Source organism: Methylobacterium sp. WL120 (assembly GCF_008039465.1).
GTDB lineage: Bacteria > Pseudomonadota > Alphaproteobacteria > Rhizobiales > Beijerinckiaceae > Methylobacterium > Methylobacterium cerastii.
This window is the reverse complement of record NZ_VRUT01000175.1, coordinates 1-8,909: the sequence shown is the minus strand read 5'-3', so window position 1 is coordinate 8,909 and position 8,909 is coordinate 1. Positions and strand designations below refer to the sequence as shown.

Below are 8,909 nucleotides of genomic sequence, written 5' to 3'. Positions count from 1 at the left end.
CTCCGCGCCGCCAGCGGGCGGGGCGGCGAGGCTTGATTCGGCGAGGCTTGGAGGAGCAAGGCTTTCGGCGGGCGAGGTTCGGCTGTCGGCGTTCATGGCCGGCACGATGCCGTCCTCGCGGTCCCCCGACAAACGCCTTATGCTGACGCACGTGTGAGGAAAGCTGACACGCATGCGCCGCCGGTTGCCGCCGCTGAATGCGTTGAAGGCCTTCGAAGCTGCCGGCCGGCACCAGAGCTTCACCCTTGCCGCGGCCGAGCTCCGCGTGACCCACGGTGCGGTGAGCCGGCACGTGCAGGCGCTCGAGGCTTGGCTCGGGGCGCCGCTGTTCGAGCGCCACAACCGCCGCGTGGTGCTCACCGAGGCCGGGCGTGCCTACCTCGCCGAGATCGGTGCCGCCCTCGACCGCGTGGCCCTCGCCAGCGCGCGGCAGATCGAGCGCGGACGAACGCGGGTGTTGCACGTGAACGCGCTCGCGACCTTCACCCTGCGCTGGCTGATCCCGCGCCTCTCGGCCTTCCAGCGGGCCAACCCTGCGATCGAGGTGCGGCTCACGACCTCCAACGTGCCGCTCGCCCACCTCGCCGAACCGTTCGACGTCGCGATCCGCGGCGGCCCGGACGCGTATCCGGGGCACGTCGCGATCGCCTTCCTGCCCGAGGGGCGCATCCCGGTCTGCAGCCCAGGCCTGCTGCGACGTCTGCCGCTCCGGGCGCCGGCGGATCTGGCGCAGCATACGCTGCTGAATGCGGCGACGCTGCCCGAGGTCTGGCCGCACTGGCTGCACGTCGCCGGCGTGCCGAGCCTGCGCCCGCAGCGCTCGGTGACGCTGGAACATTTCTACCTGACGCTGCAGGCCGCTCTCGACGGCCTCGGCGTGGCGATGGGCCCGGAGCGGCTGATCGCCGACGACGTGGCCGCGGGGCGGCTGACGCTGCCGTTTTCCGGCCCGGCCCTGCCGGCGCGAAGCTACCACGCCTACGTGCCGGAGGCCCGGGCCGAAGACCCGGCGGTGCGCGCCTTCTGCGACTGGCTCCCCACCGCCGCCTGAGCGTCGATCGGCCGGCGCCGCGCATGAGCGGTTGCCAGCGGCACGCCGTGTCGGGCATGGCGGGCGGCGACGAGACAGCTTTTCGAGCATTGTCGAGCGCGGTGGATGCCGGCTCGCGTGAAGAAAATGCGACCACACAGCAGGTTGGAGCAGTTTTCCGTGATCCGGAGATCACGGAAAATGCTCTTGGGCCAAGCGACGGGATGGCGATGGCGATCAATCAGGAAGCGGTCGAGCGGCTCGCGGAGGCCTCCGCCCTGCGGGTGCTGGTCCAGACGGTCGCCGTGCTGGTGTTCGAGCAGAGCGGCCTGCCGCCGGACCGGGTGCGCGCGCTTGGGAAAAGCCTCAGCGCCGAGATGTCGGACATCGAGATACCCGGCGCCGGAGCCCCCGACCTCGACGCCATCCGCCAGGCCAACGCGCGGGCGGTGGTGGCGGCCTTCGAGAGCGTCGCCGAAGCGATGCGGGACGGCGATGCGGCGACGCCCGGCGCCTGACGGCTTCGGGAGACGCGCCTGCACGGTCGTCGGCATCACGCAGAATTGTCTAGCGTCCGCGCGGGAGCCTGCCGCCCCGCGTCGTCGCGCGATCACTGGTCCTGTCCCCGCACGCGCCTCTGCGGCGGCGCCCCGCGCAATCGACATCGTGATCATGCCGGGGACTATAAGAATTGTGCGCAAGCGATGCCAGAGTGTCGCGGACCCAAGGGTTCGTAAGAAAATAAACCAGATTTAACGTCTCTCGACGTATCGTCCTCCCAAGCCGAGTCAGCCCGCCGCCACCCCTCTTCAAGGGTCCCGCGCGTCGTGGCGTCGATGTTCCATCGAGGGAGCGACATGCTGAGTCTTCTGAATCGCCGAACTTCGGTCACGTCGGATCTGCTGCACAAGTCGCAGGCCGTGATCGAGTTCGACGGCAGCGGCAAGATCATCACCGCCAACGCCAACTTCCTCGCGACGATGGGCTACGCCCTCGACGAGATCCAAGGTCGGCACCACAGCCTGTTCCTCGAGCCGTCCGAGCGGACGAGCGAGGCGTATCGTCTGTTCTGGGAGGGCCTGTCGAAGGGCAAGGCGGATTCCGCCGCCTTCCGGCGCATCGCCAAGGGCGGCCGCGAAGTCTGGCTCCAGGCCTCGTACAATCCCGTGCTCGACCGGGCCGGCAAGACCGTCAAGGTTGTGAAGTTCGCCACCGACATCACCGCCTACAAGCTCGCGGCGCTGGAGATGGAAGGCCAGATCGCTGCGCTGCACCGCTCGCAGGCCGTGATCGCCTTCGAACCCGACGGCACGATCCTCACCGCCAACCCCAACTTCCTCGACGCGGTCGGCTACCGGCTCGACGAGGTGCAGGGCCGGCACCATCGCATGTTCGTCACCGAGGCCGAACGCGTAAGCCCGGCCTACCAGGCGTTCTGGGCGGCGCTCGCGCGCGGCGAATTCCAATCGGCCGAGTACCTCCGGATCGGCAAGGGCGGTCGCGAGGTCTGGATCCAGGCGACCTACAATCCCGTCACCGATGCGGAGGGCCGCACGACCAAGATCGTCAAGTTCGCCACCGACATCACCGAACAGGTGCACGAGCGCCAGCGCCGCGCCGAGGCGCAGCGGGCGATCGGCACCGACCTCGACGCGATCGGGACGGCGACGGAGGACGTCACGCGCCAGACGACCGACGCCGCCGCCACGGTGGGGCGCGTCTCCGGCGACATCCAGGCCGTCGCCTCCGGTGCGGAGGAGCTCTCGGCCTCGGTCGGCGAGATCAGCCAGCAGGTCAGCCACGCGGCCCGGATCGCCGGACAGGCCGTCGAGGAGACCGAGCGCACGGGCCTGATCGTCGCCGGCCTGAGCAGCCAGGCGGCACAGATCGGCGATGTCGTCGCGCTCATCCAGGGCATCGCGGCGCAGACCAACCTGCTCGCGCTGAACGCCACCATCGAGGCCGCGCGTGCGGGCGCGGCGGGCAAGGGCTTCGCCGTCGTCGCGGCCGAGGTGAAGGCGCTGGCCGAGCAGACCGGCAAGGCGACGGACCAGATCCGCACGCAGATCGCCGCGACGCAGAACGCGACCCGCGACGCCGTCGACGCGATCGCCTCGATCAGGACCACGATCCAGACGCTCAGCGACGTGTCGAGCGCGATCGCGGCCGCGGTGGAGGAGCAATCCGCGGTCACGCAGGAGATCTCGGGTAGCATGCAGACCGCGTCCTACGGCGTCACGGCGATCGCCTCGGGCATGGACCTGATCGCCCAGGCGAGCGAGCGGGTGGACGACGCGACCCGTCAGGTCCGCTCGGCCGCCCGCGCCTTCGGCTGAGGCCCGGCGGCTGCGGCGTGAGCCGCGTTCGCGACCTGCGCCCGCCTTTCGAGACCCGAACGACCACGATCTCCCCGGTGGACCGCCGTCATGGCCGAATTGCTCCTGATCAGCGACGACACGCACCGAACGGCGCGGCTGGCACGGGACCTCCCGAACGTCGAGCGCTCGACGGTCTTCGACCTCTACGACGACGCCTCCTGCCCGGCGGCCGCCGAACTCATCGTCAGCGACGTCAAGGCGCTGACCTCGGAGGCGCTGTCGCGCCTGCGCACGCTGCTCGAGCGCGTCCGCGGCCAGGACGTGCCCTACGTCTGCCTGTTCCACGACAACGGTGCGCGGACCCGCGCCTACGCCGAGCTGCTCGGCGCCTCCAGCCTGCTGAGCGCCGCCTCCGGCCCGGCCGCCCTCGGCAGCGCCCTGGCGGAGCTGCGGAACCGGATCGATCCGATGTCCGACGCGATGCGGCGCCACGGCGAACGGGCCGAGCGGTTCCTGTGCACCACCTTCGTCCCGGGACGGCCGCTCTCGCCGGTCGAAATCGCGGCGGGAACGACGCTCATCGAGACCGCCCTGCAGGAGGGCGGCATCCGCTCCTGGGTGCGGGCGGTGCGACGCTTCGACGACGCCACGCACCGGCATTGCCTGCTGGTCGCCGGGCTCGCGGCCGCGTTCGGCGGCGTCCTGATGCTCGGCGCCGCCGACCGCCATCACCTCGTGAAGGCGGCCCTGTTGCACGATGTAGGCAAGATCGCGATCGACGCCGCCATCCTGAACAAGCCGGGCGAGCTCGACGCCGTAGAGATGGCCGAGATGCGCACCCACCCCGCGCACGGGCACGCCATGCTGGTCGGCCGCGGGTTCGACGAGAGCCTGCTCGCCGTCGCGCACTCGCACCACGAGATGCTCGACGGCTCGGGCTATCCGGACAAGCTGGTCGGGAGCCAGATCTCGGACTTGGTTCGCCTCGTCACGATCTGCGACATCTTCGGGGCGCTCACCGAGCACCGCCCCTACCGTGCGCGGATGGAGAGCATGCCGGCTTACGACATCCTCGTCGGAATGGCCGGGCGGCTCGACGGCGACCTCGTCCGCGCGTTCAAGCCCGTCGCCGACGCGTTCTGAGGCGCACGCGGACGGTCGGCCGCGCGGGCGTTACGAACGCGGGCGGACGTGGAGGAAGCTGCGCTCGCCGGTCGCGGCCTCCGTCACGTGCTGGATCGCATCGAGAAGGTCCGCCATGCGCTTGGGCGCCTGCGCGGACATCAGCCGCGCCGCGTCCACCCGGCGGGCGTCGGTCCGCCCGGCGGCGATCTGCGCCTGGCTCAGGGCATCGAAGTCGCGGCTCGGGCGTCGCTTCATGGCGGTGTCTCTCCTCGGGACAGCGTGGACGCGGCATGGTTGATGAAGCGTTAACGCGCCGCATCGGGCTGGATGCCGGGAGGCGCCCGCCGACGCCAGCAGGCCGCGTCGCCCACCCGTGAAACCCGTAAAACTTTGGTTTTTGCGGTCATCATGCTATAAGACGTGATCAATGCGGCGGGCGCGCAAGGAACAGGTGCCCCGCCCCCAATCATCGCCGACGCAACCGACGGCCGAACGCTTATCCGCCGGCTTTGAGTGGCGTCATCATCTTGCCGCCTCCGCCGTTCATCAGCGCGGCGCCACGCAAGACGCCTCGTCGCGGTTTCGTCTTCCGATGTCGCTGCCGTCGTGCCCGGCGGTCGCCTTCCGATCTACAGAAAGGTCCCGAATGCTGAAGCTCACCCCGATCGTTCTCGTCGGCCTCCTCTCCGGCGCGACCGTGTCGCCGGTAGCCGCCGGAGAACCGGGTGCCTTCAACGGGACCTGGGCCGTCGATCTCGTGACGGAGAGCGGCCTGTGCGACGCGCGCTACACCACCGCCATCGCGATCCGAGACGGGCAGGTGCGCACGGCGTCCGCGAAGGAGTCCGGCGCGCGGGTCACCGGCCAGGTCGGACCGGACGGCACGGTGGGGCTCAACGTCTCGAACGGGGCCGCGAGCGGCGCGGCCTCGGGCCGGCTTCAGGCGGCCGGCGGGGCCGGGACCTGGAAGGTGTCGGCGTTGTGCTCCGGCCGCTGGACGGCGCGGCGCAACAAGACGCACACCGCCCAGGCCGAGTAGAACGGTCCCGCCCGCGGCGGGACCGTCTGCGTCACGCGGCGGCGAGCCAGGTGCGGGCCTCGTCGAGGCGGGCGCGCTCGAACACCTTGATCTGAGCCGGGGAGACGAAGCCGAAGGTCTCGGCGACGACCTTGAGCCATTGTGCGTCGGTGACGAGCGCCACGTGGCTGACGCCCTTCATCATCGACAGGCCGAAGCGCGGGTCCTTGAAGAAGGCGGCCGGCTCCATGCCCTCGAAGGCGCGGATGTCCTCCAGCAGCTTGAGCTTGCCGCCCTTGTCGAGGTCGGCCTTCATCGCGGTCATGACCGCGTTCATCTCGTCGTCGGTGATCTTCCCGTCGACCACGATCTCGGCGACGCTGGACTCGGGCTTCTTGGTGTAGCTCAGCACGATGCGCGCTCCTGACAGGCCTGCCGCCGACCGAGTATCTCGCGGCACCGCACACTCCTACAGAACGCGTCCCGGATCGCCTACAAAAAGCTCTGCGGGTCGACGTCGATGGCAACGCGGACGTTGCCGCGCACCTTCGGCCCGCGCCCCAGCCAGTCGCGCAGGTAGCTCTGCAGATCGACGTTGCGCTCGGTCTTGACCAGAAGGCGGAATCGGTAGCGCCCGCGTACCAGCGCCAGAGGCGCCTCGGCCGGCCCGAGCACCATCACCCCGTCCGGCGGCTCGGCGGCGCGCGCCAGCGCCTGCCCGTGGGCCTCGGCCGTCGCCCGGTCGTTGGCCGAGACGATCAACGCCGCCAGCCGCCCGAACGGCGGCAGGCCGGCCGCCTCGCGGGCGGCGATCTCCTCCTCGTAGAAGCGCTCGGAATCACCCGACAGGAGCGCCGCGATCACCGGATGCTCGGGCTGGTAGGTTTGCACCATGGCGCGGCCCGGCCGCTCGCCGCGGCCCGCCCGGCCGGTGACCTGCTGCAGCAGCTGGAAGGTGCGCTCGGCCGCCCGCGGATCGCCCGAGGTCAGCCCGATGTCGGCGTCGAGCACGCCGACGAGGGTCAGGTGCGGGAAGTTGTGGCCCTTGGCCACGAGCTGCGTGCCGACGACGATGTCGCATTCGCCGGCCGCGACCAGTTCCAATTCCTGCCGCAGCCGCTCGGCGCCGCCGGGAAAGTCGCTCGACAGCACGATGATGCGCTTATCCGGAAACAGCTCGGCCGCCTCCTCCGCGATGCGCTCGACGCCGGGGCCGCAGGGGGTGAGGTTGTCGAAGGTGCCGCATTCCGTGCACGCCTCGGGCCGGCGCTCGCTGTAGCCGCACTGGTGGCAGACGAGCGCCTTGCGGAAGCGGTGCTCCACCAGCCAGGTCGAGCAGTTCTTGCACTGATAGCGGTGGCCGCAGGCGCGGCACAGCGTCAGCGGCGCATAACCCCGGCGGTTGAGGAACAGCAGCGCCTGCTCGCCGGCAGCGAGGTTGGCCTTCACCGCGTTGACCAGCGGCGGCGAGAGGAAGCGCCCGCGCTCCGGCTTGTCGAGGCGCATGTCGATCGCCTGGATGTCGGGCAGGCGCCGCCCGCCGAAGCGCTCGGGCAGCCGCACGCGGCGGTAGCGCCCGCGTTCGACGTTCACCCGCGTCTCGATCGAGGGCGTCGCCGAGGCCAGCACCACCGGGCAGCTCTCGAGCTTGCCCCGCACCACCGCCATGTCGCGGGCGTGGTAGTGGACGCCGTCCTCCTGCTTGTAGGCGCTCTCGTGTTCCTCATCGACCACGATCAGGCCGAGCTTTCGGAACGGCAGGAACAGGGCCGAGCGGGCGCCGACCACCACCCGCACCTCGCCGTTAGCGACCCCTGCGCGCAACCGCTCGCGTCGCCGCCCACCGATGCCCGAGTGCCAGGCCGCCGGGCGGACGCCGAAGCGGGCGGCGAACCGGTCGAGGAACTGCGCGGTCAGCGCGATCTCGGGCATCAGGATCAGGGCCTGCCCGCCTGAGCGGACGCACTCGGCGACCGCCTCGAAGTAGACCTCGGTCTTGCCCGAGCCGGTGACGCCTTCCAGCAGGACCGCGCCGCCAGCCGCCTCCGCCGCGGCGGGCGCGCCGACCAGTTCCGCGACCGCCGCGGCCTGCGCCTCCGACAGCGGCACCCGCGGAAACTCCGGATCGGGGGGGAGGGCGACGGGCTCGGGCGCGAGCGCCACCGCCTCCAGTGCGCCGTCGTCGACGAGCCCGTCGACCACCGAAAGCGAGACCTCGGCCGCTTTCGCCAGCGCGCCCTTGCCCCGGACCTCGCCGTCGGCGGCGACCGCCAGCACCTTGTCCCGCGCCTTGGTCGGGCGGGCCGGCGCCTTGCCGGTGGTGCGGACCCCGACGCGCACGACCTCCGCCGCCGCGGCCTCGTCGGGCAGGCGCAGCACCATGGCCAGCGCAGAGCCCTTCGGCGCGAGGGTGTAGCGCGCGATCCAGTCCACCAGCTTGCGCACCGGCTCGGAGAGCGGCGCCACGCCGAGCGGCCCGGTGACCGGGCGCAGGTTCGAGCCGCCGGCCGTCTCAGCCACGCCCCAGACCACGCCGACCGTCTCACGCGGGCCCAGTGGCACCTGCACCACGTCGCCGACGGAAAGCGTCAGGTGCGCCGGCACCGCGTAGCTGTAGGCGGTGTCGATCGCGAGGGGGATCAGGATCTCGGCGACGTGCGGCATGGGCGTGGGGCGTCGGTTTCGGAGAATGGCTACATGTTCCGGTTTTGTACCATAAAACGTGCCATCAGGCAGAGGTCGTGCGCGCGGGCTCGGCGCGCAAGCGCAGGGCGAGCGGCACGGCCGCGAGGCTGAGCCCAGCCATCGCCCAGAAGGCCCGGCCGTGGAAGGCCGAAAACAGCGGGCCGGAGGCCAGCGTCGCCGCCGCGCCCGCGAGCCCGAGCCCGACGGGGCCGTAGAGCGTCAACGCCGTGGCTCGGGCCGTCGGCGGCACCGCCCGCTCGATCAGGCCGAGGCAGGCGAGGTGCAGCAGCGCGAAGCTCAGGCCGTGCAGGGACTGGATCGCGACGAGCCAGGGCAGCGCGACGGTCTCGGCCTGCACCGCCCAGCGCACGGCCCCGGTGACCGCCGCGACGGCGAGGCCGGCGGCCGGCCCGATCCGCGCCAGCAGCGGCGGCCCGGCGATCAGGAACACGAACACCTCCGCCGCCACGGCTTCCGCCCAAAGCAGGCCGGCGGCGCCTGCCCCGATCCCGGCGCCGCGCCACAGGATCATCGCGAAGGCGTCGTGCATCGCGTGCGCGCCGACCACCAGGGCCGCGACCAGCACCGTGCGGCGGAAGGCGGCGAGGCGCAGCAGGCCGGCAAAGCCGATCCCAGCCTCCGAGGCTTGCGCGCGCGCGCCGCCCGACGCCCGCCCGGCGAGCGCCGTCGCGCCGGCCCCCACGAACAACACCGCTCCGGCGACGAGGCCGGC

At 71.6% G+C, this 8,909-nt stretch carries 9 protein-coding genes; 5 read left to right on the top strand and 4 right to left on the bottom strand.

The features are described from left to right. Positions 1–172 precede the first annotated feature (172 nt). From gcvA to FV229_RS22935, 4 genes are all read left to right on the top strand, one after another. Positions 173–1,051 (top strand): transcriptional regulator GcvA, encoded by an 879-nt coding sequence (gene gcvA / locus FV229_RS22950; RefSeq protein WP_147754175.1) that lies wholly within the window; start codon positions 173–175, stop codon positions 1,049–1,051. Positions 1,052–1,107: 56 nt separating this feature from the next. Further along, positions 1,108–1,548, top strand: a complete 441-nt coding sequence (locus FV229_RS22945) for a hypothetical protein (RefSeq protein WP_147754174.1) — start codon at positions 1,108–1,110, stop codon at positions 1,546–1,548. 339 nt (positions 1,549–1,887) lie between these two features. Then, positions 1,888–3,366, top strand: a complete 1,479-nt coding sequence (locus FV229_RS22940; RefSeq protein WP_147754173.1) for a PAS domain-containing methyl-accepting chemotaxis protein — start codon at positions 1,888–1,890, stop codon at positions 3,364–3,366. A gap of 90 nt (positions 3,367–3,456) precedes the next feature. Beyond that, the gene (locus FV229_RS22935) at positions 3,457–4,491 is read left to right on the top strand and encodes an HD domain-containing phosphohydrolase (protein WP_147754172.1); all 1,035 of its coding nucleotides are present in this window, start codon (positions 3,457–3,459) and stop codon (positions 4,489–4,491) included. Between the two features lie 30 nt (positions 4,492–4,521). On the opposite strand, the gene FV229_RS22930 is transcribed toward FV229_RS22935, so the two are convergent. Then, positions 4,522–4,728, bottom strand: a complete 207-nt coding sequence (locus tag FV229_RS22930; RefSeq protein ID WP_147754171.1) for a hypothetical protein — start codon at positions 4,726–4,728, stop codon at positions 4,522–4,524. Positions 4,729–5,119: 391 nt separating this feature from the next. Between FV229_RS22930 and FV229_RS22925 the strand changes: the two genes are divergently transcribed. Continuing rightward, entirely contained in the window at positions 5,120–5,512 is a 393-nt protein-coding gene (locus FV229_RS22925) for a hypothetical protein (protein WP_147754170.1), read from the top strand. Positions 5,513–5,543: 31 nt separating this feature from the next. On the opposite strand, the gene FV229_RS22920 is transcribed toward FV229_RS22925, so the two are convergent. The 3 genes from FV229_RS22920 to FV229_RS22910 form a co-directional block, all read right to left on the bottom strand. Continuing rightward, entirely contained in the window at positions 5,544–5,903 is a 360-nt protein-coding gene (locus tag FV229_RS22920; RefSeq protein WP_147754169.1) for an STAS/SEC14 domain-containing protein, read from the bottom strand. An 80-nt stretch (positions 5,904–5,983) separates the two neighbouring features. After that, positions 5,984–8,155 (bottom strand): primosomal protein N', encoded by a 2,172-nt coding sequence (locus tag FV229_RS22915; RefSeq protein ID WP_147754168.1) that lies wholly within the window; start codon positions 8,153–8,155, stop codon positions 5,984–5,986. Positions 8,156–8,219: 64 nt separating this feature from the next. Then, on the bottom strand, positions 8,220–8,909 hold a 690-nt coding region (locus FV229_RS22910), incomplete at its 5' end, for an MFS transporter (RefSeq protein ID WP_187275256.1).

Bases quoted from the DNA above. Each gene is read 5' to 3' on its own strand.
- FV229_RS22930 (WP_147754171.1), bottom strand. From the start codon at position 4,728: ATGAAGCGACGCCCGAGCCGCGACTTCGATGCCCTGAGCCAGGCGCAG.
- FV229_RS22915 (WP_147754168.1), bottom strand. From the start codon at position 8,155: ATGCCGCACGTCGCCGAGATCCTGATCCCCCTCGCGATCGACACCGCC.
- gcvA (WP_147754175.1), top strand. From the start codon at position 173: ATGCGCCGCCGGTTGCCGCCGCTGAATGCGTTGAAGGCCTTCGAAGCT.
- FV229_RS22945 (WP_147754174.1), top strand. From the start codon at position 1,108: ATGGCGGGCGGCGACGAGACAGCTTTTCGAGCATTGTCGAGCGCGGTG.
- FV229_RS22940 (WP_147754173.1), top strand. From the start codon at position 1,888: ATGCTGAGTCTTCTGAATCGCCGAACTTCGGTCACGTCGGATCTGCTG.
- FV229_RS22935 (WP_147754172.1), top strand. From the start codon at position 3,457: ATGGCCGAATTGCTCCTGATCAGCGACGACACGCACCGAACGGCGCGG.
- FV229_RS22925 (WP_147754170.1), top strand. From the start codon at position 5,120: ATGCTGAAGCTCACCCCGATCGTTCTCGTCGGCCTCCTCTCCGGCGCG.